This is a genomic window from Bacillus swezeyi (assembly GCF_001969815.1).
Classification (GTDB): domain Bacteria; phylum Bacillota; class Bacilli; order Bacillales; family Bacillaceae; genus Bacillus; species Bacillus swezeyi.
In genome coordinates, this window is the sequence record NZ_MRBK01000023.1 from 1 (window position 1) to 24,892 (window position 24,892).

32 protein-coding genes and 1 riboswitch are annotated in these 24,892 nt (G+C 46.3%); of the genes, 13 read left to right on the top strand and 19 right to left on the bottom strand.

Annotated features, from left to right (window positions below; all coding sequences use genetic code 11):
* Window positions 1-339 precede the first annotated feature (339 nt).
* The 4 genes from BTA30_RS17635 to uptA all read left to right on the top strand — a co-directional run bounded on the left by BTA30_RS17635 (window position 340) and on the right by uptA (window position 3,343).
* A complete protein-coding gene (locus BTA30_RS17635) occupies window positions 340-762 on the top strand; it encodes a GtrA family protein (protein ID WP_411813155.1) in 423 nt (140 codons plus the stop codon).
* 18 nt (window positions 763-780) lie between these two features.
* The gene (gene galU, locus BTA30_RS17640) at window positions 781-1,677 is read left to right on the top strand and encodes a UTP--glucose-1-phosphate uridylyltransferase GalU (RefSeq protein WP_162274725.1); all 897 of its coding nucleotides are present in this window, start codon (window positions 781-783) and stop codon (window positions 1,675-1,677) included.
* Window positions 1,674-2,660, top strand: a complete 987-nt coding sequence (galE, locus tag BTA30_RS17645; protein ID WP_076762616.1) for a UDP-glucose 4-epimerase GalE — start codon at window positions 1,674-1,676, stop codon at window positions 2,658-2,660. Before galU ends, galE begins: the two co-directional genes overlap by 4 nt.
* A gap of 95 nt (window positions 2,661-2,755) precedes the next feature.
* On the top strand, window positions 2,756-3,343 hold the full coding sequence (gene uptA / locus BTA30_RS17650; protein WP_076762644.1) for an undecaprenyl phosphate transporter UptA: 588 nt from the start codon (window positions 2,756-2,758) through the stop codon (window positions 3,341-3,343).
* A gap of 79 nt (window positions 3,344-3,422) precedes the next feature.
* Here uptA and BTA30_RS17655 read toward each other — a convergent pair whose 3' ends face one another.
* Entirely contained in the window at window positions 3,423-3,680 is a 258-nt protein-coding gene (locus tag BTA30_RS17655; protein ID WP_076762617.1) for a hypothetical protein, read from the bottom strand.
* 117 nt (window positions 3,681-3,797) lie between these two features.
* Between BTA30_RS17655 and BTA30_RS17660 the strand changes: the two genes are divergently transcribed.
* Entirely contained in the window at window positions 3,798-6,077 is a 2,280-nt protein-coding gene (locus BTA30_RS17660; RefSeq protein WP_076762618.1) for a UvrD-helicase domain-containing protein, read from the top strand.
* A gap of 37 nt (window positions 6,078-6,114) precedes the next feature.
* Here the strand turns inward: BTA30_RS17660 and spoVIF are convergent, their stop codons facing one another.
* From spoVIF to BTA30_RS17680, 4 genes are all read right to left on the bottom strand, one after another.
* Window positions 6,115-6,372, bottom strand: a complete 258-nt coding sequence (spoVIF, locus tag BTA30_RS17665; protein WP_076762619.1) for a sporulation-specific transcription regulator SpoVIF — start codon at window positions 6,370-6,372, stop codon at window positions 6,115-6,117.
* Window positions 6,373-6,498: 126 nt separating this feature from the next.
* The gene (locus BTA30_RS17670; protein WP_076762620.1) at window positions 6,499-6,633 is read right to left on the bottom strand and encodes a YjcZ family sporulation protein; all 135 of its coding nucleotides are present in this window, start codon (window positions 6,631-6,633) and stop codon (window positions 6,499-6,501) included.
* Between the two features lie 79 nt (window positions 6,634-6,712).
* Window positions 6,713-6,922 (bottom strand): hypothetical protein, encoded by a 210-nt coding sequence (locus BTA30_RS17675; RefSeq protein WP_076762621.1) that lies wholly within the window; start codon window positions 6,920-6,922, stop codon window positions 6,713-6,715.
* A gap of 291 nt (window positions 6,923-7,213) precedes the next feature.
* Window positions 7,214-7,570: a DUF1360 domain-containing protein gene (locus BTA30_RS17680; protein ID WP_076762622.1), complete on the bottom strand. Its 357-nt coding sequence runs from the start codon at window positions 7,568-7,570 to the stop codon at window positions 7,214-7,216.
* A gap of 174 nt (window positions 7,571-7,744) precedes the next feature.
* Between BTA30_RS17680 and BTA30_RS17685 the strand changes: the two genes are divergently transcribed.
* The 5 genes from BTA30_RS17685 to BTA30_RS17705 all read left to right on the top strand — a co-directional run bounded on the left by BTA30_RS17685 (window position 7,745) and on the right by BTA30_RS17705 (window position 10,318).
* On the top strand, window positions 7,745-8,131 hold the full coding sequence (locus BTA30_RS17685; protein ID WP_076762623.1) for a spore coat protein: 387 nt from the start codon (window positions 7,745-7,747) through the stop codon (window positions 8,129-8,131).
* Between the two features lie 47 nt (window positions 8,132-8,178).
* Complete coding sequence (locus BTA30_RS17690) at window positions 8,179-8,526, top strand: spore coat protein (protein ID WP_076762624.1); 348 nt, start codon at window positions 8,179-8,181, stop codon at window positions 8,524-8,526.
* A gap of 67 nt (window positions 8,527-8,593) precedes the next feature.
* Window positions 8,594-9,100 (top strand): spore coat protein, encoded by a 507-nt coding sequence (locus tag BTA30_RS17695; protein WP_076762625.1) that lies wholly within the window; start codon window positions 8,594-8,596, stop codon window positions 9,098-9,100.
* Window positions 9,101-9,230: 130 nt separating this feature from the next.
* The gene (locus BTA30_RS17700) at window positions 9,231-9,716 is read left to right on the top strand and encodes a CotY/CotZ family spore coat protein (protein WP_076762626.1); all 486 of its coding nucleotides are present in this window, start codon (window positions 9,231-9,233) and stop codon (window positions 9,714-9,716) included.
* Window positions 9,717-9,868: 152 nt separating this feature from the next.
* Window positions 9,869-10,318, top strand: coding sequence for a CotY/CotZ family spore coat protein (locus BTA30_RS17705; protein ID WP_076762627.1), 450 nt, complete (start codon window positions 9,869-9,871; stop codon window positions 10,316-10,318).
* 38 nt (window positions 10,319-10,356) lie between these two features.
* Here the strand turns inward: BTA30_RS17705 and BTA30_RS17710 are convergent, their stop codons facing one another.
* The 10 genes from BTA30_RS17710 to BTA30_RS17755 all read right to left on the bottom strand — a co-directional run bounded on the left by BTA30_RS17710 (window position 10,357) and on the right by BTA30_RS17755 (window position 19,392).
* Window positions 10,357-10,836 carry a CotO family spore coat protein gene (locus tag BTA30_RS17710; RefSeq protein ID WP_076762628.1) on the bottom strand — a complete coding sequence of 160 codons (480 nt, stop codon included), beginning with the start codon at window positions 10,834-10,836 and terminating at the stop codon, window positions 10,357-10,359.
* A gap of 303 nt (window positions 10,837-11,139) precedes the next feature.
* Window positions 11,140-11,916, bottom strand: a complete 777-nt coding sequence (gene fabI / locus BTA30_RS17715) for an enoyl-ACP reductase FabI (protein ID WP_076762629.1) — start codon at window positions 11,914-11,916, stop codon at window positions 11,140-11,142.
* A 174-nt stretch (window positions 11,917-12,090) separates the two neighbouring features.
* Window positions 12,091-12,909, bottom strand: coding sequence for a bifunctional hydroxymethylpyrimidine kinase/phosphomethylpyrimidine kinase (gene thiD, locus BTA30_RS17720; protein WP_076762630.1), 819 nt, complete (start codon window positions 12,907-12,909; stop codon window positions 12,091-12,093).
* Window positions 12,910-12,932: 23 nt separating this feature from the next.
* The gene (locus BTA30_RS17725; protein ID WP_076762631.1) at window positions 12,933-13,943 is read right to left on the bottom strand and encodes a ThiF family adenylyltransferase; all 1,011 of its coding nucleotides are present in this window, start codon (window positions 13,941-13,943) and stop codon (window positions 12,933-12,935) included.
* Entirely contained in the window at window positions 13,940-14,707 is a 768-nt protein-coding gene (locus BTA30_RS17730) for a thiazole synthase (protein WP_076762632.1), read from the bottom strand. The genes BTA30_RS17725 and BTA30_RS17730 overlap by 4 nt, the downstream gene beginning before the upstream one ends.
* A gap of 2 nt (window positions 14,708-14,709) precedes the next feature.
* Window positions 14,710-14,913, bottom strand: coding sequence for a sulfur carrier protein ThiS (gene thiS / locus BTA30_RS17735; RefSeq protein ID WP_076762633.1), 204 nt, complete (start codon window positions 14,911-14,913; stop codon window positions 14,710-14,712).
* Window positions 14,910-16,019 carry a glycine oxidase ThiO gene (gene thiO / locus BTA30_RS17740; RefSeq protein WP_076762634.1) on the bottom strand — a complete coding sequence of 370 codons (1,110 nt, stop codon included), beginning with the start codon at window positions 16,017-16,019 and terminating at the stop codon, window positions 14,910-14,912. Before thiO ends, thiS begins: the two co-directional genes overlap by 4 nt.
* A complete protein-coding gene (gene tenI / locus BTA30_RS17745) occupies window positions 16,003-16,620 on the bottom strand; it encodes a thiazole tautomerase TenI (RefSeq protein ID WP_076762635.1) in 618 nt (205 codons plus the stop codon). The genes thiO and tenI overlap by 17 nt, the downstream gene beginning before the upstream one ends.
* Window positions 16,595-17,296, bottom strand: coding sequence for a thiaminase II (gene tenA, locus BTA30_RS17750; RefSeq protein ID WP_076762636.1), 702 nt, complete (start codon window positions 17,294-17,296; stop codon window positions 16,595-16,597). Before tenA ends, tenI begins: the two co-directional genes overlap by 26 nt.
* Before the next feature lie 84 nt (window positions 17,297-17,380).
* A riboswitch (TPP riboswitch) is annotated at window positions 17,381-17,489 on the bottom strand.
* A gap of 58 nt (window positions 17,490-17,547) precedes the next feature.
* A complete protein-coding gene (locus BTA30_RS17755) occupies window positions 17,548-19,392 on the bottom strand; it encodes a monovalent cation:proton antiporter family protein (RefSeq protein ID WP_076762637.1) in 1,845 nt (614 codons plus the stop codon).
* Between the two features lie 332 nt (window positions 19,393-19,724).
* Here BTA30_RS17755 and prpE point away from each other — a divergent pair, with 332 nt between their 5' ends.
* Window positions 19,725-20,465 (top strand): bis(5'-nucleosyl)-tetraphosphatase PrpE, encoded by a 741-nt coding sequence (prpE, locus tag BTA30_RS17760; protein WP_076762638.1) that lies wholly within the window; start codon window positions 19,725-19,727, stop codon window positions 20,463-20,465.
* Window positions 20,466-20,480: 15 nt separating this feature from the next.
* On the opposite strand, the gene BTA30_RS17765 is transcribed toward prpE, so the two are convergent.
* The 4 genes from BTA30_RS17765 to BTA30_RS17780 are packed head-to-tail and all read right to left on the bottom strand — an operon-like array spanning window position 20,481 to window position 23,234.
* Window positions 20,481-21,356 (bottom strand): RluA family pseudouridine synthase, encoded by an 876-nt coding sequence (locus tag BTA30_RS17765; RefSeq protein ID WP_076762645.1) that lies wholly within the window; start codon window positions 21,354-21,356, stop codon window positions 20,481-20,483.
* Window positions 21,357-21,382: 26 nt separating this feature from the next.
* The gene (locus BTA30_RS17770; RefSeq protein WP_076762639.1) at window positions 21,383-22,183 is read right to left on the bottom strand and encodes an NAD kinase; all 801 of its coding nucleotides are present in this window, start codon (window positions 22,181-22,183) and stop codon (window positions 21,383-21,385) included.
* An 18-nt stretch (window positions 22,184-22,201) separates the two neighbouring features.
* On the bottom strand, window positions 22,202-22,837 hold the full coding sequence (gene yjbM / locus BTA30_RS17775) for a GTP diphosphokinase (protein ID WP_076762640.1): 636 nt from the start codon (window positions 22,835-22,837) through the stop codon (window positions 22,202-22,204).
* A 31-nt stretch (window positions 22,838-22,868) separates the two neighbouring features.
* The gene (locus BTA30_RS17780) at window positions 22,869-23,234 is read right to left on the bottom strand and encodes a UPF0738 family protein (protein WP_076762641.1); all 366 of its coding nucleotides are present in this window, start codon (window positions 23,232-23,234) and stop codon (window positions 22,869-22,871) included.
* Window positions 23,235-23,363: 129 nt separating this feature from the next.
* On the opposite strand from BTA30_RS17780, the gene BTA30_RS17785 reads away from it, so the two are divergent.
* Together BTA30_RS17785 and BTA30_RS17790 are read left to right on the top strand one after the other, a co-directional pair.
* Window positions 23,364-23,936, top strand: coding sequence for a CYTH domain-containing protein (locus BTA30_RS17785; RefSeq protein WP_076762646.1), 573 nt, complete (start codon window positions 23,364-23,366; stop codon window positions 23,934-23,936).
* Window positions 23,937-23,948: 12 nt separating this feature from the next.
* Window positions 23,949-24,599 (top strand): lytic transglycosylase domain-containing protein, encoded by a 651-nt coding sequence (locus tag BTA30_RS17790; protein WP_076762642.1) that lies wholly within the window; start codon window positions 23,949-23,951, stop codon window positions 24,597-24,599.
* The last annotated feature ends 293 nt before the right edge of the window (window positions 24,600-24,892 follow it).

A 24,892-nucleotide genomic window follows, 5' to 3' on the forward strand; every position in this document is an offset into this window, starting at 1 on the left:
AGATGGTTGACAAAATCCTAAAACGGTTTAAAGTTTTAGGATTTTGTCATCCTTTTTAGCTTCAGCGTGATTGAAAACCCTTGCAGTCTAGGAGGGCCGAGCATCGGAGCAGAGCGAATGTTGGAATTCGTGAGCACCGACGCGCAGGCCTGACAACGAATGCGAGGGTTTGTCGACACGCTGACCGTTCCAAATCTAATTGGAACGGTTTTTCTTTTCCCCCCTCCCCCTCAAACATTTCATAGTTTGTTCATCTTTTGTTTATCGTTTATTCAACATTATCCCTTAAAGTTGTTTCTAAGCTTGAAGGAAGCGCTAAAAAGGCGTGCGCTTCTTCTGATGGGAGGTCAAAGATCGTATGCCGTTATGATCAATAAGAAACTCGTCACATTATTTCGTTTCGGAACCGTCGGAGTCGGAAACACACTCATTGATTTCGGAGTATTTTTCCTTCTGACGGCCCTCCATGTCCCCTACCTTCTTGCACAGGTGTTCTCCTATTCGGCAGGGGTGGCAAACAGCTATATCTGGAACCGGACATGGACATTTCAAGTCAAAGAAAAAGCCCATGGCCGAGAAGCTTTCCGATTTATTATGATCAACCTTGCAGCTTCAGGAATCACTTTTCTCCTTCTGTACGCTTTGCAAAAAGGGGGCTTGTCACTCTTTTTCAGCAAAATGACAGCAACAGCCGCAGGAATGGTCATCAATTTTATCGGAAACCGGTTCTGGGTGTTTCAAGATCCAGAAACAGATTCATAAGAAAAAGAACAGGAGTGAATGATCATGAAAGTAAAAAAAGCCGTCATCCCGGCAGCGGGGCTGGGAACGAGGTTATTGCCGGCAACAAAAGCACAGCCGAAAGAAATGCTGCCGATTGTCGATAAACCAGCTATACAATACATCGTGGAAGAAGCCGTCCAATCAGGAATAGAAGACATTTTGATCATTACAGGAAGAAACAAACGCTCGATTGAAGATCATTTTGACCGTTCGGTTGAGTTGGAACAAAGCCTTTTAAAAAAAGGAAAGGACGATACCTTAAAGGAAATACGGGATATTGCGGATATGGCAAACATCCATTATATCCGGCAGAAAGAGCCGCTCGGACTCGGACATGCCGTATTGTCAGCGCGTCATTTCATCGGCGACGAACCATTCGCCGTCCTGCTCGGCGATGACATCATGGTTTCCGAAAAACCGGCACTGCAGCAGTTAATCGATGTTTATGAACAATACCAGACAGAAGTCATCGGCGTTCAGACTGTTGAACCTGCTGACGTCAGCAAATATGGGATCATTCAGACGTCTGTGCAAAAAAATAAAGTCTATGATATTCAGGATCTCGTAGAAAAACCTTCTGTAAAAGAAGCGCCTTCAAATATCGCAGTCATGGGCCGCTACATTTTAGAGCCTTCGATATTTCCGATTCTCGACCAAACCAAACGAGGCGCAGGAAATGAAATACAGCTGACTGACGCCCTAAGGGAAATCTGCGGGGTACGGAGCATATATGCCCGCCAATTGGAGGGAAGCCGTTTTGATATCGGCGATAAATTAGGCTGCTTTAAAGCGAGCACGGAGATCGGTCTGATGCGGGACGAGCTGCGGCCGAAACTATTAGACTACTTGGAAAACGTCTTAAAAAGAGAAATGCAGAAAGGGGCTTTGCAATGAAAACTGTACTGGTGACCGGCGGAGCCGGATATATTGGAAGCCATACCGTTCTTGAATTAAAAAAACAAAACATAGCTGCCGTCGTTCTTGATGACCTTTCGACAGGCCACCGGGAAGCCGTCCACGTTCCTCACTTTTACGAAGGCGATATCAGCGACCGCGAATTGGTCAAATCCATTATCCGGCGGCATGAGGTCAATGCGGTCATCCATTTTGCCGCGAAAAGCCTTGTATCTGAATCAATCGCAAAACCTGAGCTATACTTTAGGGAGAATACGCTGAAGTCTTGTGCATTCTTTGAAAATATCATCAGCGAAGGCGTCAAAAACATCGTGTTTTCATCAACCGCAGCCGTGTACGGCATGACCGGGAACAAACCGATTAAAGAAACCGATCCGCTTGCACCTGTTAATCCCTATGGGGAATCAAAGCTGATGATCGAAAAATATTTGTATTGGGTCGCCAAAAAACATGATGTCAAGTGGGCCGCCCTCCGCTATTTCAATGCAGCAGGCGCCGCCTTGGACGGGGCCATCGGCGAAGACCACGATCCAGAAAGCCACCTCATTCCGCTCGTCCTGCAAACGGCTCTAGGCCTGCGGGGCAAAATCTCAATTTATGGCGATGATTATCAGACACCTGACGGAACATGCATCCGGGACTATATTCACGTTTTGGATTTAGCCTCGGCCCATTTGTCGGCTCTCAATGGGATATTTGAAGACAGGCTCCAACAAAATGTTTATAATGTAGGAACAGGGGCCGGACATTCCGTAAAAGAAATCATTGAAACAGCGGAAAAAATAACGGAACGAAGCATTGCCCAAAAAACGGATGAGCGGAGAGCCGGAGATCCGCCGGTGCTTGTGGCAGACAGCCGGTCATTGCAGGAGCAGCTCAGCTGGAAGCCGAAATACAGCGATTTACAGACCATTATTCATAGCGCTTGGGAGTGGCATAAAGCCCATCCGAACGGGTTTTGACATTCGCTTGTTTTCCGTCGTCAGCGGCAGGCATTTTCTGCAGCTGATCTGACGTTCGGCTGATGAAAGTGAAAAGGCAGGGTGAAAAAACGAAAATGGGAAACATAGTGAATGATATTTTAATGTGGCTGACCGACCTTGGCTATCTTGGTATAGCAATCGGTTTAATGATTGAAATCATCCCCAGTGAAATCGTATTGGCTTACGGAGGATATATGGTGTCAAACGGTTCCATCGCCATAACGGGAGCCGTGATCGCCGGCGTCATCGGGGGAACGATCGCCCAATTGTTTCTTTATTGGATCGGCTACTACGGCGGACGGCCGTTTTTATATAAATACGGCAAATACTTATTGATTCAAAAGCATCATATCGAAACAGCGGAAAAATGGTTTGAGAAATACGGAGGCGGAGTGGTGTTTTCTGCACGCTTCATCCCGGTGGTCCGCCACGCCATCTCCATTCCGGCCGGCATCGCCAAAATGCCGCTTTTGAAATTCACCGGCCTGACGGTGCTCGCCATCATTCCATGGTCGATTTTATTCATTTACCTCGGGATACAGCTGGGCAGCCGGTGGGATCATATTGAAAATGTCGCCAAAACGTACACAACACCGATTATGTTTGCGGCTGCCGCCTTGGTCATTATTTATTTCGGACTTAAAAAGCTCCGCAAAAAATAACAAAACCCCCGGTCTTCCCGCCGGGGGTTTTAAGCTTGCCCTGGAATTTATCGTTTCCCGCACCTATGCGAAGGCTGCTTTAAATCGATTCATTGACATAGCGGCCGCTGCTTCCTTTGCCTGCGATCCGGCGGTTCAGCGCTTTTCTCCGCTTCTTTTCCTGAATCCTCTTGCCGATCACAGTCTGATTTTCCTCTCTTTTTTCCACTTCGCGATATGACCGTTCGCTTGGAATATAGGAGGCTTTTTGTATATATGCATAATTGGATTTCTGGCTGATGCTGCGATTGGCGTATTGTGTATACTGATCATTGTGAACCGGCGGCAAATATCCCATCGTATCTCCTCCTCATCACTCGCATTCCCAAAAATCTATTGTTTTAAACGGTTTTCATTTGATATGATAGACGTTGTCTCATAATCAGACGACTACCAATTATTGGAGGAACTCTTTTTGAAATGCGCCCGATTGAATAACCGAGACATTCATATACATACATATTCGCGAGAACATCTTCAATTCCTCTTTGATGAGGCAAGAAAAGACCGCATAACATGCAAATTTTGCGGCTCACCGCTGAGGCTGAAATTGACGATCCATGAAGCACCGCACTTTTTCCATAGAGAAAACGGAGATTTTTCTGAATGTGAAGCGGCATGCTTGAAAGACGAAACAGATCAAACAAAAGAAGCGGGCTATACGGAAAGCGGAGTATTCCGCCTGCCAAAGGGAAAAGCAATAACCGAAGAAAAGCAGTCTCCAGCAGCCTTTTGGGAGGCGCCGAGGGAAGCATCCGTTCACACCCATTTTGCTCCAGAAACGGAAGCGCTGCCGGAAGCGATTTTTCCGAATGTCCCTTTAAATGAAAAACAGCTTGAAGCCGTTTCAGCTCCTGAAGCTCCCCTTCTCGTCCTGGCCGGTGCGGGAAGCGGAAAAACACGGGTATTAACAGCACGCGCGGCGTACATGATATCCCAGCTGGATATTCCGCCGTCTGCTATTCTGCTTGTGACGTTTACGACAAAAGCGGTAAAGGAAATGAAAGAACGAATGGCATCGCAGTACGGTCTTTCCGAGCGTATCGTCAGCCGCCTTGTGACAGGGACATTTCACAGTCTTTTTTATAAAATTCTCTGCCACCATGATCCTGTTAAGTGGAATGGAGAGCATTTGTTGAAATGGGAGTGGCAAAAAGAACAGTACATCAAAATGGCGCTGGCCGAGGAAGGACTTGATGAAAAGGATTTCCCGATTGACCAGGCGATCCAGCAGATCGGCTACTGGAAGAACGCTTATCTGCCTGGGGAACATATCCCGCTTGAAGATGAATGGGAGAAACGGGTTCATCGGCTGTACCGCCATTATGAACAGCAAAAAAGAGAGCGCCGGCAATTCGACTTTGACGATATGGCGTCTGCATGCTATGAGCTGTTTCAAGAGCGGCCAGATGTATTAAAAAGGTACCAGGAGCGGTTTCACGCGGTTCTGATTGATGAGTTTCAGGACATCAACCCCGTTCAGAATGCGATCATCAAACTTCTTGCCAGCCCGGAGGACAACCTGACCTGTGTCGGAGATGATGATCAGTCGATCTATGCTTTCAGAGGCAGCAGCCCGTCTTTTATATTAGATTTTGAAAAAGACTATCCAAACGCGAAGACGATCCACCTCACAACCAATTACCGGTCAAGCCACTCGATCGTGGCAAGCGCGGACGCGGTTGTGAAAAAAAATAAAAAGCGCTGGCCGAAAATGTTGAAAGCTGTCAACGATGACCTGAAAAAACCGCTTTTATTTTATCCATATGATGAAGAAGAAGAAGCGATTATGGTTGTTTCTGACATACAGGAAAAAATTGAGATGGGCGCAAAACCGGATGACTTCGCCGTCCTTTATCGGACAAACAGCAGCGGCCGCGCTATTTTTGAGCGGCTTCACCAATCAGCCATTCCCTACACGGCTGAACAGGGCGTCCGAACATTCTACAGCAGGCGGATTGTCCGGCAGATGCTGAGCTTTTTGTATTTAAGCCAAAATCAAGACGATGCGGAAGCCGTCAAACAGATTTTGCCGGCTCTGTTTTTAAAACAGTCGGCTTTGAATACGCTAAAAGCACTCTCGATTACGGAAGACTGCACAATGGTCGGTGCGCTCGAAAAATTAACCGATATCAAACCCTTTCAGCTTGAAAAAATTAAAAAAATCGTCCCTTTCTTCGCTGGCCTGAAGACGATGAAACCCGTTGAAGCGATCACGTTTGCCGAGGAAAAGATGGGTTTTTCCGATTACTTAAAAAAGCGCGGAAACGAAGGAAACAAGCTTGAAAAAGGGTCAGATGATCTGCGCGATCTCAAAACAGCAGCGAAAAAATTCAAGACAATTCCGGATTTTCTCGAGCATGTCGATCATATGAGAGCCGCTGAGAAAAATAAACCTGACGGCAGAGGTGTTCAGCTTTTGACGATCCACCGCGCGAAAGGACTTGAATTCAACACGGTCTATATTTTAGGAGCGGCGGACGGTTCCATTCCCCATGATTTTGCATTGGAGACGGCAAGAAAAGGGGACGAAACCGCCCTTGAAGAAGAACGAAGGCTCCTTTATGTTGCGATGACCCGCGCTGAACAACATTTATATATCAGCGTCCCTTCGGTCAGAAGGAACAGAACGGCATACCGCTCAAGATTTTTGCAGCCGATTTTAAGGCCGAAGCCTGAAGTTCAGCTGCGTTAAAAAACACCGGGCCTCCCTTTATCGGAAGGCTCGGTGTTTATTTTTTGCTGTTCATCATTTTAGAAATTGTATTAAAATCCATTTTTTCCTTTCCGCTTACAATCGATTCGACAATCTTATCTTCCATTTCCTTCGGAACCCGTTTGTTCGCTAATTTAGCAACGCGTTTGATCACGCTGCGGACCGTATTTTCATCCTTGAAGTTGGCATTTTGCAGAGAGTTTGCGAGCTGCATCACATCCGTCATACTGACGCCCGTTTTCTTTTCAATGTTTTTGAAAAATTGATTGTCCATACCTATGCCTCCTTTTTTGGGAGTGATACGCTATCTTATGCGTACCTGATCAGTGCTGTGCTTTTCCATTTAAAAAGAAGAGAGCACGGAACCTCTAACCGCCGCCCCCTTCTCTTAAATTGAAAACTAGTATTTAAAAGAAGCGCCGACAATAATCAAAAGAATAAACAAAACAACGATCAGCACAAATGTTGAGCCATAACCGCCGCCGTAGCCGCCACCATAGCCGCCGCCATAGCCTCCTCCATAACAGAAGCCCATCTAAAGCACCTCCTTTTCTCCCTACACAATATGAAAACAAATAGGTTTCGCTTGGATAGATGCATAGGGCCAGTGTGGATTATTTAAAAATGCCTGGCAGACTCCCGTCCTCTCCAAGCCATTTTTCAGCATTTTCCGCGAATTGTTCGAACTGTTTTCCAAACTGTTCCGCGGAGCGGTCAAATTGCTTTAATTCTGTCTCTTGCCCGTGCATGACCCACTCATGCCCGGCCTGTTGATGATGATGCTTCTCGTATATCGACTCGATCAGCTTCTCAAAAAGATTCATGCAGATTTTCCTCCTCACCAATGATGTATGCATGCGGAGGAAAAATGGAAACAAAAAAACCGGATCATTTCCGGCTTTTTTGAAAAATCATTGAGTTCTTCTCTTCTTGCCGCATCCGCAGCCTTTTTTCTTCACTTTTTTTGAGAAAGTGGACTGATTGTTGCTGGAAGCATTTTTTAATCGGCCCTGCTGCCGTCTTTTCACATGTCTCATTGCCATTCCTTCCTTTCTCATTCTTATGTGCCATTATATGAATCTCCTTTTCATAAGTTGCTAGTGATAAACCCCCATTCAGTCCAGCCATTTTGACACGATCGTCTCAAGCATTCCGGCAAAGCCTGCGATTGCAAGCAGAAAGATCAGCCATTGGGCGACGTCCGGAATCAATGCGTAAAAGATCAGCAAAAAGGCCGTACACCACACCCCTGTGCACCAATAGCAGCTCAAAAGCTCACCGATCCAGGCTCTTACGCCTTTTCCTTTCATGACAATATAGGTTTCCATTTCTCCCGTTTTTTCATTTTTTTCTTCAATCTCCTCGTGAAAAAGGCTGCGCAGCGGGGCCGTGATCGTATCAAAAACAATCAGGCGCGTCAGCCGAAACACCGCAATCGACAATAAAATGAACAATAGCCAGCTTTGTATCACCGGGCTCCCCCTTTAAAAAAGTCTGCTTCCCAATATATGCCGTTTCAATAGTGAAGATGATTCACACCCCCCTCCCCCTCATGCAAATTTGGGTGCTGAATTGTATGTTTTCCTCATTCCGCTAAGGAACCAGGCTGCATTTAATAAAGTGTGGATAAGAAAGGAGTGAAAGTTATGTCATTTCATGAAAATGCCGAAGCGCTATACGAGAAAACGTTCAATGAATTATCCCGGGAATTTGACCAGCTCATTGAAGTAATTGATTCGGAACATGTCACAGTAAACACAGCAAACATAACAGCCGCTCTCTCTTTACAAGCTATAGTGATCACATTGATTATCATGTCCGCGCAGCTTGCGATCGATGATCAGGATACGGCAGACATCGTCTCAGAACACGTTTTGGCCGTACACAGACTGCAAAATAGAAAAAGGACAATCATCCAAGTTATAGGCAGCCGAAATGTCACCATTACACTTTCTTCATTGGAAATCGTAGCTTCCGTCCAGATCTTAACCGAAGTGCTGATCGTGCTGTTAACAGAACTTGACATACTTTAAAACCTTCTTTCTTTCTAATATTTTTTAGAAAATGAGGTGAGAATTAATTGTCAGACAAAGAAAAACTAAAAGCAGATGTCAATCCATTAATGAATACGCTTGTGACGAATATCCTCAGAAAACACGGCGTCTCAAAAGATAGTGTACGGACGCTTTCTGAGGGAGAAAAAGAAAACATTTTAAAAATGCTCGAAGATTTGAAAGCACAATCTGAAGCCGTCATTCAAAAACAGCAAGAAAAACAGCACCAGTCTGAAGCATCCTCACAGTCTGAAGACAGGCCAAGGCGAAGAAGAAACCGTTCAAATAAAAATAAACTAAGAGAAAAGCTTAGACAGAGAAGGCAACAGGAGACTCCAGCTGATACTGAAGAAAAAAATGGGGATTTGGAGTAGGGTATCTGCCATATACAAGTTCAGGAGTTTCAACATTTAATAATAGTAAATGGAAGGAGGAAATCAAATGGAACCAAGACCATATTCATGGGTTGCGCTTGATCCTGAATGCGAGCATCCGGGAACTGAGCATTATCCAAGATTCCCTAAGAAACAGCTTTGTGATGATTACAGCTGCAAATGCGGCAAAGATGAGGCTTTTATTAATCAGGAGCTGGATCAGCTCAACCTTAACAAACAGCTTTCAGATGAAACGATCATCATCAAAGACTCTTGCGACATCAGAGTCTCTACTGAGGACACTCAAGTCGTTACATCTGTGCTGACATCAATTCAGACAGCGATTGTCACAGTTGTTCTGGCGATCATCGATGATGCTGATCTTGCAGAGCTTGTATCGCAAGACCTACTTCAGGTAACAGCCAATAAACAAGCAAACCGCCAAAAACTCGTGATCGACAATTCCCGCGATGTAACAGTGACAACGGAAGATACAGATGTTGCAACATTGGTCAGCACAGCGGTCCAAACGCTTACAGTTGTCATCGCAACGCTTATTGTCGGCATCCTTTAATACAAAAAGCAGAGCCAGCCAGCTCTGCTTTTCTTCATTTTTATAGACGATTACCCACACCAACAAGGGCACGGATACATATGTTGTTAAAGACTAAAGTCAAATATCCTATACAAAGGAGCTGAAATCCATGAGCTGCGGAAAAAACCATGGCCGGCATGAAAATTGTGTATGCGAAGCAGTTGAGCAGATTATAAAAGAGCAGGATGCAGTCGAGGAAACAACAGCATGCTCGACGAGCTGCTTCGGCAACCTGCTGAGTCCGACTGTTTCCGGTAAAGACACGATTCCGTTCCTCTTGTACGACAAAAAAGGCGGTTTGTTTTCAACATTTGGAAATGTCGGCGGATTTTTAGATGATATGCAGTGTTTCGAATCTATTTTCTTCCGGGCAGAAAGTCTAGAAGATTGCTGTGCAACTCTTTCAATCCTGAGGCCTGTGGACATAAACGGCGACACGTTAAGTGTCTGCCACCCTTGTGACCCTGACTTTTTCGGGCTTGAAAAAACGGACTTTTGCATCGAGGTTGACTTGACTTGTTTCTGCGCGATTCAATGTCTGTCACCTGATCTAGTTGATCGCGCAGCAGACAAAAAACACCATCACAACGGTTAAAAGATGTTGGACTGCATCAAGCCGATTCGGCTAAAGGATGGCTTGGTGCACTCTTTCACGAAGGCTGCCGGCTCTCGGCAGCTCCTTTTACCAATAAAAACCCGGCCGTTTCGAAACGAAATTTAAAATCCTGATTTAGGAGGGATCATAACGTGACTAAAATTTCAGCCGACAATTGCGTTTGTGAAGCAGTCGAAAACATCCATGACCTGCAAAACGCCATCGAAGAGGAAGGCTGCCCGACAAGCTGTTTCAGCAATCTGCTGTCTCCTACCCGACATTTAGGGGATACCATTCCGTTTATTTTGTACACATCAAAGTCAAAGCCGTTTGTAGCGTTCGGAAATGTGGGAGAACTTCAAACCGGTCCTTGCTTCAGCACCGTTTTTTTCAGAGTTGAAAACATCGACAACTGCTGCGCTACGCTGAGACTGTTGATCGCCTTTGATGAACATCGCCGCGTGCTCGATTTCACAGATGATAAAGATAAAATTTGTGATGTGTTCCGATTGGAAAAAACAAGCTTCTGTATTGAAGTGGATTTAGAATGCTTCTGTGCGATCGAATGTTTGAATCCGCAATTGATCAACCGAGCGCAATAAAAAGTCCCTGAACCGGGACTTTTTTTGTGCTGTTTAGCTTAAAAGCCGAGCGGGTGCAGCGAGGTAATGTTCTCGACCTTCAGCTCTGCCGGCGAGCCTTTGCTCGATGTCCGAACAAAAACGGAATCGCCTTTTTTTTCAACGATCGTGCCTCTGTATGTTTTTCCGCCCGCTTCAATCAGGCAAAGGGTTTTCGGCATATTTCCCGGCAGGCTTGTTAAAAAATCAATTTTTTCGGTTATTGACATTTTGCTGAGCGGCTTCTTAATCGGTTTTATCCCTTTTTCAGGTCTGTCCCCCACCTCGTTAAGCACCGCTTCAGCTCCGTCTTTCTCCTTGGACTGTTGCGCTTCTGAATGCTCTTCTTTTTGTTTTTCCTTTTTTTCGGGAGCATTTGGCTTTGATTTTTTCTTTCTTTTGATGACAATATCCTGCATGTTTACTTCTGCCGTATCATAGTCCGGCTGTACGATATACATGAGCGGCTTTTGCTCCGCGTCGCTTTTCTTATGAGACATCTTTATCCCTCCGATCTGTTCATGGTATATCTATATGACGGGAAAGGAAAAATCAGAAGAAAAGAAAAAGCAATCCTGATCGGATTGCTTCAGCGTGTCGACAAACCCTCGCATTCGTTGTCAGGCCTGCGCGTCGGTGCTCACGAATTCCAACATTCGCTCCGCTCCGATGCTCGCCCTTCCTAGACTGCAAAGGTTTTCAATCACACTGAAAGGATGACAAAATCCTAAAACTAAACCGTTTTAGGATTTTGTCAACAATCTGAAGCAATCCTGATCGGATTGCTTTTTTAGTGAATCTTTTTATCGCGCGATGATATGATATCCTGAGTCAACATGCAGGTTTTCACCGGTCATGCCGCGGGAAAGGTCGCTGAATAAGAAGGTAGCTGTGTCGCCGACTTCTTCCGGTGTTGTCGTGCGGCGCAGCGGTGCCCGCTCTTCAATTTCTTTTAAGATTGAATTGAAGTCGCTGATCCCTTTAGCGGACAATGTCCGGATAGGACCCGCAGAAATGCTGTTGACGCGAATTCCATCTTTTCCGAGATCGCTCGCTAAATATTTGACGCTTGCATCAAGGGAGGCTTTCGCAACGCCCATGACATTATAGTTTGAAACGACGCGCTCTCCGCCAAGATACGTAAGCGTGACAATGCTACCGCCTTCAGTCATGATGCCGCGCGCCGCTTTGGCGACCGCTGTCAGTGAATAAGAGCTGATATTGTGTGCGAGAAGAAAACCGTCGCGAGTCGTATTCAAATATTCACCTGTCAGGTCTTCTTTGTTGGCAAAAGCGATGCAGTGAGCAATTCCATGAATCACTTGGACTTCGTCTTTGATTTTGGCAAAACACTCTTCAATCTCCTGATCGTTTGTGACATCGCAGGGCAGAACAAGTGAATCATTACGCTCCAAAGAACCAGCCAATTCCTTAACCGATTTTTCAAGCCGCTCTCCGGCATATGTAAAAATCAGCCTTGCTCCCGCATTGTGAAGAGAACGGGCAATTCCCCAAGCGATGCTTCGTTTATTTGCGACACCCATGACGACAATATTCCGGCCTTCAAGTGACAAATTCATATGTATAAATCCTCCTAATGATTAACATTTTATTAGTACCTGATCATAATATATACTATCACAATTTATATCAGGCTGACAATTTCCGAATGGATGAGCGCGTTTTTTTCTTCAATCAAAAAACGGCAGGCGTTCCTTAAAACACACTGCCGTTGCCATATCCTCTTATAGCGGCTACACCCGCAGACTGCCTTTGAAAGATTTTTTAAATGCAAAATGATTGGTCGGTCCGTGTCCAGCCCCGATATCCAGACTGTGTGCAACCGCTTCGTGAACGAACGCCTCAGCGACCTGGAAAGCTTCATGAATACCATTCCCTTTCGCTGTTTGCGCCGTGAGGGCGGCGGCAAATGTACAGCCTGTTCCATGCGTGTTTTTCGTCTCAATATAAGGGTTCGAGATTTCGATGAATGTTTCGCCGTCAAAGAGGAGATCGGTCACTTTTTCGTTTTCCGGCTGATGTCCGCCTTTGATAATCGAGTAGCGGACACCCATTTCACACAAATCCTGCGCAGCTTTTTTTCGGTCATCCATCGTCTTGAGGCTTCTTCCGGTCAGCACTTCCGCTTCCGGAATGTTCGGGGTCACCGCATATGCCAGCGGCAGAAGACGGCGTGTCAATTTTTCAACAGCCTCATCATTTAATAAAGAAGCTCCGCCTTTGGCTATCATGACTGGATCGACAATGACGTTTTCCAAATCGTATGCTGCTATTTTTTCAGCAATGACTTCTATCATCTCCGCACTCCAGAGCATTCCTGTCTTTATGGCATCAGGTCTTAGGTCTTCGGCAACCGCTTCGATCTGTTTGCCAAGCGTTTCAGGAGACAGCGGATAAACGCCGTGAACCCCTGTCGTGTTCTGCGCGGTAATCGCCGTCAAAGCAGTCATCCCAAACACTTCAAGCTCCTGAAATGTTTTAAGGTCGGCCTGGATGCCGGCTCCGCCGCCTGAATCAGATCCGGCGATCGTCAACGCTTTAAATATACTCATGTTGTCTGCACTCCCTTCGGCCTTTAGCCAATCCATCTGTGATATAACATTTTTGCCTTGTTCACATCGTTTGTTCCGTGGATGAAAGCACGGCCGTCCCGGAAAATGACGAATTTGAAGTCTCTTGATTGGCAGGATACCAAATAAGGATTACCCGTCACATCCAAGCCTGCATCTTTTAACCTGGCGGCCAGCTCTTGCAATTCCGGCGGCTCACCGCCGGCCGGTCTGATCTGTACCGTTTCCCGGCCGCAAAGAACAGCGGCTTTTGTTTCATTTTCAACTGAAAGAAACGGAAACTTTCGGGTGCAGCAAGTCGGGCAAGCTTGATTTTTAAGAGCATCAGCCCGGACTTCAGACCTTTCATTTGTCCATATATCAAAGGAGCGGAGCATACCTGATGTCTCATGTCCTGTCAGCAGCTTGAGGGCATCTGTTACTTGAAACGCGGCGACCTGCTGGACGATCGGACTTACCACACCGGCTGTGTCGCATGTCAGACTGCCTGCCGGCAGATGCCCCAAAAGACAATGAAGACAAGGTGTTTGATCCGGAATGACGGTATAGGTAATGCCATAGCTTGCCACACACGCCCCGTACAGAAAAGGAATGCCCAATTTAACGGCTGCATCGTTTATGATCAGCCGGGTTTCAAAGTTATCTGTCGCATCGATGATCAGAGAGGCGCCTTCAGCAAGGCTGAGCACTTTCTCGGCTGTTACATCAGTGACAATTCCTTTAACGCGGACAGAGCTGTTAATGAGGCGAAGCCTATTTTCAGCAGCTGCCGCCTTTGGCAGCTGGTCTGCCACATCCTGCTCCGTATAGAGCTGCTGGCGCTGGAGATTGCTCCATTCCACATAATCTCTGTCTGCGATTGTAAGCGAGCCGATTCCTGCCCTCACCAGCATTTCGGCGCTTGCCGCCCCCAAAGCCCCGGCTCCGATGAGAAGCACATGAGCGCTGTGCAATTTTTTCTGGCCGTCCGGTCCGATCGGTCTGAACAGCTCCTGCCTTGAATATCTGCCGGTCAAATTGTCAACTTCCCTTCTTCAGGACTGCTGGCGATGCCGTAATTTTTTTCAGGAATTCTTCCGGCCAGATACCCGAGCCTTCCCGCTTCAACGGCGAGCTTCATCGCCAGCGCCATTTTCACCGGATCTTTCGCACCGCTGACAGCGGTGTTCAAGAGTACCCCGTCAGCTCCCAATTCCATTGCATATGCCGCATCTTTAGGAGAACCGATGCCGGCGTCCACGATGACCGGGACTTGAGCCTGTTCGATGATAAAAGAAAGATTGAGCGGATTTGCGATTCCCTGACCTGAACCGATCGGAGAAGCCCCCGGCATAATCGCATGCACGCCAAGCTCTTCAAGCTTTTTCGCCAGCACGACATCATCTGATGTATACGGCAGCACGATAAAGCCTTCTTCAAGCAAAGCTTCAGACGCCTTTAATGTTTCGACAGGGTCAGGCAGAAGCGAACGGTCACAGCCGATGACTTCTACTTTAATCATGTCGCAAAGGCCGGACGCTTTCGCAAGCCTGGCAATACGCACAGCTTCTTCAGCGGTTTTTGCGCCAGCCGTATTCGGCAGCAGCGTATAGCGGCTTAAATCAAGCTGTTCCAAAAAGTTAGGCTGTGACTCTTCAAAAATATTCATCCGTCTGACGGCAAAGGTCAGAATGTCTGACTCCGATACACGGACGGCTTCCTTTTGGATCTCAAATGACGGATATTTTCCTGTACCAAGCAAAAGCCTTGATGAAAATTGTTGATCAGCGATTTTAAACATGTTTATCCCCCTCCGACAAAATGAACGATTTCGATCACATCATTTTCTTCCAATTCGACTGTTTGATATTGATCTTTTCCAATAATCTGTCTGTTTCTTTCGACGACGACAACCCGGTTTTCCAGCTTGTAGGATGCGAGCAAATCATAAATCGTTCCCCCGTCATCGTTCCATTCTACTTTCTTTCCGTTGAGCTGAATGTTCACCTGTTAACAGCCTCCTTTCGCTCCGCTTGAAACGCCTCTTCCCACGTTTTTTTAACGGGGCGTCCCAGAATCATGTCGGTGATCATCGCGCCGGTTGCAGGCGCCAGAAGAATGCCGTTTCTGAAGTGGCCGGCCGCAAACAAAATCCGGCCGTTTTCAGGATGCCTGCCAATATACGGATTGCCGTCTTCGGTTTCCGGCCTCAACCCGGCCCAGCATTTATCAATTTTCATTTTTTCGATCTCTGGCAGCATTGTTTTCGCCTTTTTGATGACGGCCTCGATTCCGCCGAGCTCAGGCTGCTCATTCCAGTCTCCCGGCTTCATCGTTGCCCCGACAACAAGCTTCCCGCTATGGCGGGGAACAATATAGCAATGATCATGATACAGCGTCCGGTTTAAAGGAATGCCCTCATTCCAAACAGACAGGCACTCGCCTTTTACAGGATAAAATCTTTTATTTAAGCCGAGCTGTTTGAAGAAAACGCCGCTCCATACACCGCTTGCAATCACCGCGTGCTCGGCTTCCGCCTCTCCTGAAGCCGTTTTGACCGTGACTGCGCCTGGCCCGGTTTCGATCGAAGTGACAGGAGTGTATTCAAAAATATCGGCGCCCGACAGTTTGGCTCCCTTGGCAAACGCCATGCAAACAGAAACGGGTTCGACATGAACATCATCTTGGATGAAGTTTGCGCCGAGTATCCCTTTTGCCGCATAAGGCTCTTTCTCATATACTTCGCCGGGTGTCAGCCATTCCGCAGAATCCAATACAGCCATCTGCATGAGGCGCTCCCGATCGCTTTCAGAAAAAGCGAGCTTTAAAATTCCGCCGTCGCGTCTTCTGATGTCAATGCCGCTTATCTGTTTTAATTCAGCTTCCAGCCGCTGATATGCCTTTTGGCTGGCTCTGGCAAATTCAAAAAATGTTCCGGGTTTATCGCATTCGGCATGGGCGCCGAGCATGCCCGCTGCCGCCCTGGTCGCTTTTTGTCCGATTTCTCCGCTTTCAAAAACAGCCGTTTTGATTCCTGCCTTTGCAAGATGGTAAGCAATCGAAGCGCCAATGATGCCTCCTCCGACCACAACGGTCTCATAACGCTTTTTCATATGAATCTCCCTTTACGTAACAGGCAAACCGCGCCGCTGCTTCAGCCGGACAGTCGCTTGAAATGATCCCTGACATGACGGCGATGCCGTCAGGGTTTGCCGTCTGCACCTCAGGCAGCCGCTTTTCGGTGATTCCCCCGATCGCAATGACTGGAATATGGACAGCCGCTTTAACATCAGCCAGGCTGCCGATCCCTCTTCCTGTCCGGCCTTTTTTGCTGTCCGTTTCAAAAATATGGCCAAACAACACGTAATCTGCACCTTCTTTTTCAGCCTGAACCGCTTCTTGAACGGAGTGCACGGATTTGCCAATTTTCAAGTGAGGAAAACGACTTCTCACACACTTGACAGAAAAGCTGTGAGAAGGCAGCTGAACGCGGTGTATATTGTAAAACAAAGCGATATCCACCCTGTCATTGATGATAAGCTTCCGTTTATCGACCCCGCCGATGAGCAGGCGGCTGATTAAATCTGATATGTCGCTGACGTTTTTTGACCGTTCTCTGATATGGATAAAATCGACTATATCCTTGATTGAAATGATTTTCGCAGCAAGCTCTTCCTGAGAGTGCCTGTCATCGGTGATCACGTGAAGCCGCAAGCTGTTCCACCCCGCTTTTTGACCAGCCTTCCTGCCGGTGGGCCATATTCCAAAATTGATACTCATAATAGCTTGAGATCACGAAGTTTTCCTTCATTTTCGCGCGGGTTTCAGCAGTGCTTTTTTCAGCCAGCTCATCAAAACGATCAATCTGTTCAGTCACAAGCTCTTTAAACCAGTCTCCACCGTATGTGGCAATCCATTCTTGATAAACCCCGTTCTCAGGTTTGCATGTTTGCAAAGTTTCTCCGACTTCATAATAAAGCCAATAGCAAGGAAGCAAACCAGCGAGAATTTCTGCAAAATTGCCGCTCATCACGGAACGGTACATGTGGGAAGTATAGGCATAAGCCGTAGGCGACGGCTGAAACGCTTCAATTTCTTCTTCTGTAATCCCCAATAAATCCGTGAACTTCCTATGGAGAGACAGCTCTGCTTCATAAGTGCCCTTTGCATGTTCTGCCATCCGGCTTGTCGTATACAGATCATCTGCATATGCCGCAGCAAAGGATTGAACCTTGGCAAAATGGGTCAAGTAGTAGGAATCCTGCAGAACATAGTATTTAAAACAGTCAACAGGCAAAGAGCCGTCACCGATTCCTTTAATAAATGGATGGACAAAACTGCCTTCCCACCATTCTGCAGCGCTTTTTCGGCATTCTTCTGAAAATTTCATATCGAGGCTCCTCCTTTAATTCTGAAAATGAAAAAACCACTTTCCCCGCAGGAAAAGTGGTTTGGAATTTGCATATATACATACTCAAATACCTTGCCACTTCCCTACGCAGGTATGAACCTGTTCAGGTTATGAGGGTCTAAAAGTCACACTTTTATCTCAGCCCTTATCAAGGACTCCCCTAGTGGAAAACATTTCTTTTTCATTCAGTTATACTTTTATCTTAACACGAAATAGAAAATGGTCAAGCATCAGTCTTCAAGCGTTTTTTTCAGTTCTGTGATATATCCGCGCGAACCGGTGGCGATCAGCCTGTCACCCATTTGCAGCCTTGTATCTCCATGAGGCACAAGGCTGTCGATGCCTCGGAAAATCCGTACAAAAATGACATCCCCGGTAAAAGGAAACTCCCTTAACAGCACACCGTCAAACCGTTCGTTGTTCATGTTGATCTGGTACAATGATGCATCCTGGTTGGTCAGCAATTTCATGACGCCAGGCGCCTCAATAAGTGCGCGAAGCAATGTTTTCGTTGACAGCAGAATGGAGATTGTATCGATCCCGTTTTCTTTTAATTCAGCTTCGGCTTTAGGCGAATCTGCGCTGGCGATAATTCTGTCGACCTTTTGCTCCTTTGCAAAAAGCGCAATCCCGGTGTTTCGCTCTTCATTTCCTGTCGCCACGACAAGAATATCCGTTTCAAAAACGTTAAACGATTGAAGTGTGCTATATTCATAATCCGGCAGCATTTCCACATCAAAAACGGAATCAGCCAGCTTTTCTTCTTTCTTTTCCTGATGCACATGCAGAATTCTGACATGATATTCTTCAGAAGAGAGCTCAAGCGTGACCGGCAGCGTCATTTGATTGGCGCCGATAAAGGTGATCGTCTTTTTCTCTGTTTCGCTTTCCGCTTTCGGCATCAATTTTTTAAAGCCGATCGGTGTAATGATACATGTGATCACAGCCACCAAAATCAGCGCTCCAGACATTTGCGCATCGATAACGCCAATGCGTTCACCGATCGTTGTCGCAGCAATGACAAGGGACAGCGTCGATGTCAGGAGAAAACCTGAAGCCAGGACCGTTTTTGTGTCATACCATTTTTTCAAAAACAATGCGGGAAGAACCTTGCTGATTAATAACGCAACAAACAGCAGCGGAATCATGACTAAAATTTTCGGATTCTCAAAAAGCGACCAAATATCCAATTTGACCCCCGTCATGACAAAAAAGATCGGGATCAAAAATCCATAGCCGAACGAATCAAGCTGCTGAACAAGCTCTTTGTTCGGAGAAAGAAGCGATACGAGCACCCCGGCTAAAAATGCGCCGAGAATGTTTTCCGCGCCGAGCGACTCCGAGAGTGCGACCAGTACAATGATCAAAGTAAAAATCGCCCTTGTGCCGATTTGAATCGTCCCTTTTGACATCACTTCGACAAAAGACCGCTTTTTAAAGATTCTCCCGAAAAGATACAGAACGACGCCTGCGGCAAATAATATGATCAACAGCCACATATTGCTGTTTTCATCACCATAGATTGATGCGAACACCGCCAGCAGAATCATCGTCGCAAGATCGGCAATCACCGCTACAAGCAAAATAACCTGGCCGATATTTGTCTTCATGAGCCGCTCTTCCTTCAAAGTCGGAACGACCACGCCGAGAGAAATGGTGGAAATAATCAGCGTCATTAAAAAAGCGTTGTCGATAAAGCCGGCCAGCACGAAGCTGTATGATAGCCCGAGCGACAAAATAAAAATTCCGATAAATATGATGGCAGCCGTTTTAAATGTATTCGGCGCCGCTTTTCCGTTTGGAAGCAGCTGCTTTTTCTTTCCTTTTTCAAATGCGGAAAAATCAATTTCAAGTCCGCTTAAAAACATTAGAAATATAAATCCAAGCATCGATAATGTTTCCAGCCATGTATCGTGGGCTGTTACAAGGTTTAATCCGCTTTTTCCGATGATAAGACCCATGATGATTTCCGCGACGACAACAGGTATACTGAGCCTAAATCGATGCAGCAAAATGGGAGTCAAAAATGCAAAAATGAGTACGACGACTAAAGATGAAACAGATGTATGCTCCATAAACTGGTACCTCCTCAAAACCGGTTTCCGGGTATAATTAGCGTTCCCTTTTTTAACATAAAAAAGGTCCATATTTTAGAAATTCATGTGAGAAAAGAGATGCAAACCTTCCTTTTCTCACAGGTGTAAAAATCGATTTTAACAATGCTCGCCAAGAAAAAAAAGTGATATGCCTGATTTTCTTCTCTAAAAATTTAAGAAGCTAAAAAAAGCTATGATTTCCAATAAACAAAGCTCATGAATGAATGGCGCCGGGTAATGATAAACATACGAAAATCAGCAGCATCCTTTGAATTTTTGCCGGACTAGGTCCGAGTAGGAGGTGAAGTAACATGAAATATGATGTGGTTGGTGATATTCATGGCTGCTATGACGAGATGATCGCATTAATTAAAAAGCTCGGCTATTCTTTCAAATCAGGTTTACCTGTTCACCCTGAACACAGAATGCTTGTCTTTCTCGGAGATTTGACAGACAGAGGGCCAAAATCGATTGAAGTTGTTGAATTTGTAGCACGCGCCTATGAAGAAGGAGCTGTGCGTTATGTTCCTGGCAATCATTGCAATAAGCTCTACCGCTTCTTCAAAGGAAATCCGGTTAAGCTGATGCACGGTCTTGAAACGACGGCTGCCGAATACAGACAGCTGCCTCAACATAAGCAAACACAGGTCAAAGAGCTCTTTATGCGCTTATATGAACGCGCTCCGCTCTATGAGATTCTCCATAAAGGTGAGCTTGTTGTCGCCCATGCCGGCATAAAAGCTGAAGACATTGGGAAGAAGCCCGTTGGAAAGGTAAAGCAATTTGTGCTTTACGGAGATATAACCGGGGAAACGCTGCCTGACGGAAGGCCTGTCAGGCGGGACTGGGCCGCTCATTATCAGGGCGAGCCATGGGTCGTATACGGCCATACGCCCGTCAAAAGCCCGAGGATGATTCATCATACGATTAATATTGATACGGGATGTGTATTCGGCAACCGGCTCACCGCCTTCCGATTTCCAGAACTGAAGACGGAATCAGTCCCATCCTCAATGCCTTATGATGAATCAAGATTTCGCCTGAATCCATAAAAAAAGAGAGCTTTTTCAGCTCTCCCACAATTGTTTGATATCGTGCGGAACCGGCGCTTGAAACGCCATCTCCTCCTTCGTCAGCGGGTGGATGAATGTCAGCTTCTCGCTATGAAGCGCCTGTCTTTTGATGAAGTCACGGTTTCCCCCGTAAAGTGTATCCCCGCACAAGGGATGTCCGATATGACTCATATGGACGCGGATTTGATGGGTTCTTCCGGTTTCCAGATCGAGGGAAACATCTGTCAGCCGGCCGATTCTGCTGTTCACCCGAAAATGCGTGACCGCCTTTTGGCCGTCCGGAATCACCGCGCGCTCAATGATGCTTGACGTTTTTCTGCCGATCGGTGCATCGATTGTTCCGCTTTCTTCACAGATCAGGCCATGAACGACGGCCCGGTACTGCCGTTTGACATATCCCTTTTTTTGCAATCCCGATAAAAGCGAATGGGCAAAGCCGTGCTTGGCGACAAGCATCACACCCGATGTATCGCGGTCAAGCCTGCTTACCAGATGAACGGTCGCCTGGCAGCCTGTCTTTTGATAGTAATGGATGAGTCCGTTTGCAAGACTGCCTGCCGGGTGCTCCCGCGATGGGATTGAAGATAGATAGGGCTGTTTATTCACAACGAGAACATGATCATCCTCAAATAAAATATCAAGCGGAATGTCCTCCGGCAGCAAAGATTCGCTCACTTTTTCCGGCGGAAACTGAATGAGGAGCTCGTCTCCTTTTTGAAGAACATATCTTACCGTGACATGCTCTCCGTTTGCCAAAAGGTCTCCGCCCCCGAATTTGATATCTGCGAGCATTCTCTTTGAAATGCCCAGACGCTGTGCATATTCTTTCAACAACATGCCATGCTCTTTCTCTGTTATGATTTGTTTCATCGAAAAGTCGTTCACAGCAATCCTTCCTATTCTCCCGCGCCAATAAAGGAATCCTGCACCCTTTTCCAAAACGGAAACGGCCGGAAACGGGCAAACCTGACATTCTCGTTCGCGACGCGGCATTGAATCGATTTAACGTCTTTATGCAGCAATGTTAAATGATCAACTGCGACCTGGAAAGTAACATCATTAATGGGTTTGATCAGGCATGTATGATGCTCAGGCAAAATGAGCGGCGAACCGACCGTCCGAAACACTCGGTTGTTGATGGACGCCATTTCAGCCAGCTGAATGGCCCTGATGGACGGGTGGATGATCGCCCCGCCCAGCGCTTTGTTATATGCGGTGCTTCCTGACGGAGTTGAGAGGCAAAGTCCGTCTCCGCGGAACGTTTCAAAAAGCTCCCCTTTAATCTCGACATCTGTTACAAGCGTGCCTTCAATGCTTTTGATTGTACATTCATTAAGCGCCAAGTACCTTGCTTCATCACCGCCGTTATTGTAGCGGACGATCACCTCTAAAACCGGATACTCGACGATTTGAAACGGGGTTTTGGCAATCGCGATCACCAGTTTTTCAATTTCATCCGGCACCCAGTCGGCATAAAACCCCAGGTGTCCGGTATGAACTCCGACAAACGCCGTTTTATCGAGGCGGCTGCTGTATTTGTGAAACGCGTATAACAGCGTGCCATCACCGCCGACGGAAATGACGATATCCGGCTCTTCCTCATCACACTCAAGACCGAAGTCGAGCAGGTACGTCTGAATTCTGCTTTTCAATGAATCTGAAACCGGATTTCCTTTAGACGATACCGCAAACTTCATCATTCCATCTCCTTTCCCCTAGCCGTCATCCTCGTCCTTTTTCTTTCGCGAGAAAGCCGCTTGGGCTTCCTGAATTTCGACCCTGATCTCAGACATTTCTTTATCAAGTCGTGAAGCCGCTTCTGAAGCTCTCTGAAGCCTTAATTTCACTTTTTCCGGGATATTGCCGCTGTATTTATAATTTAAAGAATGCTCAATCGTCGCCCAAAAATTCATCGCCAGCGTTCGAATTTGAATTTCAACCAGAATCTGTTTCTCTCCATTTACCGTCTGCAAAGGATATAACACAACCAGATGGTAGGAACGGTAGCCGCTCTCTTTATGTTCTGCGATATAATCGCGTTTATCCACAACGGTGAAGTCCTTTCTGGCCAATAGCATCTCTACGACAATGCGAATGTCGTCAAAAAATTGGCACATGATTCTGAGACCCGCAATATCCTGTATGTCCTCAATATGATGTAATGGGATGTTTTTTCGTTTGGCTTTTTCCAAAATACTCGGAACAGGTTTGACACGTCCTGTCACAAACTCTATCGGTGAATGCCCATCCTCGTATTCGTAAAGGCCTCTCATCCCTTTCAGTTTTACTTTCAGCTCTTCAACGGCCTGCCTGTACGGCGCTAAAAACTGCTCCCATTGTTTTTCATCCATAAATCTTCCCCCAATTTCATCGCCTTTTTTTCTAGAGGAATACCCGTTTTACTCGCTCTTCCATTTCTTCACCGTAATTTGCATTATCTTTAATATTTTCTACTAAATATGCAAGCTCATCATGGAACCCGCTAAGCTCCAATTGCTGGTTTCCAGTAATTAAAAACACCGGAAGCTTTTGATCAAATGCCGCTTTAACATCGGGCCAGATGCTGTCATTTAAAATGACGTATTGGAAGGATTCGCCTTGTTCAAGTATGTATACAAATGCAAAATGATCAGAGTCTGCCAGCATGCGTCCGGCCGGTTTTCGCTCCGCTCCGTCATTGATTTCGCTGGCCAATATAAGCCGGTCATCCCGCAGATCCGCTTCTGTAATCTCAATTCTGTTCTGCATAATGCTCTCCTTTACATAAAAAGTACAGATTCATTTTATCATATCAGGTTCAATATTGATAAACGTTCCTTCTCAAGAGATAATATAGAAAATGTCATTTTGCCAGCTGAAAGGATGAAAAATGAAAGAATGAGCCAAGAACTCGAAATAGAATTTAAAAATCTGCTCACAAAAAAAGAATTTGACCAAATGAAATTATATTATCAATTTTCTCCAAAGCAATTTGTCACGCAAAAAAACCATTATTACGATACACCGTCCTTCTCGTTAAAAGAAAAAGGAGCGGCGTTAAGAGTTCGCGAAAAACAAGATCGGCATGTGCTGACATTAAAAGAGCCTGCTCCCGTCGGTTTGACGGAAACCCACCAGAGCCTGCCCTTTCAGCCGGATGTCGAATCATTTCACATCCCGGACGGCCCTGTATTGGGCCGCCTGAGAGACCTTGGCATTGAATCTGAGAGCCTTCAATATTTCGGCACGCTGACAACAGACCGCGCCGAAAAAAAACTGCCCCAGGGCTTAATTGTTTTGGATCGCAGCCGATACTTAATGGTAGAGGACTACGAAGTTGAATTTGAAGTCACAGATTATGAACAGGGAAAGCAGGATTTCACAGCCATTCTGAAGTCTTTCGGCATCCCGCCGCGCGATACCAAAAACAAAATCGTCCGTTTTTACGAGCAAAAACTTAAGGATAAATAAGGTGGGGAAACAATGAACATCAATCATTTGGCCGCCCTTTTGGAACTTCAGGCCATTCGGTCGTTTTATCAAACATCCGGCAGCGGTTCCGAAGATACGGATTTTGATTTCAGCTCTATTTTAAATCAGTATTTAAGCAATACCGGCGGCTTGCAGCAGCAGACGGGTACGCTTCCGCCGGTTCGGACAGAAGCTCAGTCTCTGACAGCGGAAATAACCGCGCCGGCGCCGGTGGCTGCGTCTGCACCGTCTGTCACCAAGAAAACCGTCTCATTCGGCGGCCAGAATCAACATATTGATGAGATCATCAAACAAGCTGCTCAAAAATACGGCGTTGATGAAAAGTTGATTCATGCTGTCGTCAAACAAGAGTCGCGCTACCAGCAGAAAGCGGTCAGCCAGGCCGGAGCCATGGGGCTGATGCAGCTCATGCCTTCAACAGCAAAAGCGCTCGGCGTCAGCAACGCTTTTGATCCCGTTCAAAATATTGAAGGCGGGACGAAATATTTGAAGCAAATGCTGGACAAATACAGCGGAAATGTCCAACTCGCATTGGCAGCGTATAATGCGGGGCCCGGAAATGTCCAAAAATACGGAGGTATTCCGCCTTTTAAAGAAACGCAAAATTATGTAAAAAAAGTCAGCGCAAATTACTACGCTTAAGCCAGAAAGTTTCCCTTTCTGGCTTAAGATTGTTGACAAAATCCTAAAACGGTTTTGAGTTTTAGGATTTTGTCATCCTTTCAGCGTGATTGAAAACCCTTGCAGTCTAGGAAGGACAAGTATCGGGCTTTCACAGGACGTGATGACGACGGTGTTCGGACAGGACGTCCGCGCACTTAACCGTCGTTCCTTACTTTTAGATGTGGTAACAGCGGCGTTCAGGCAGGACGCCTGAGCGATTAGCCGCCGTTCCTTCCTTAAACGTGAGCACCGACGCGCAGGCCTGACAACGA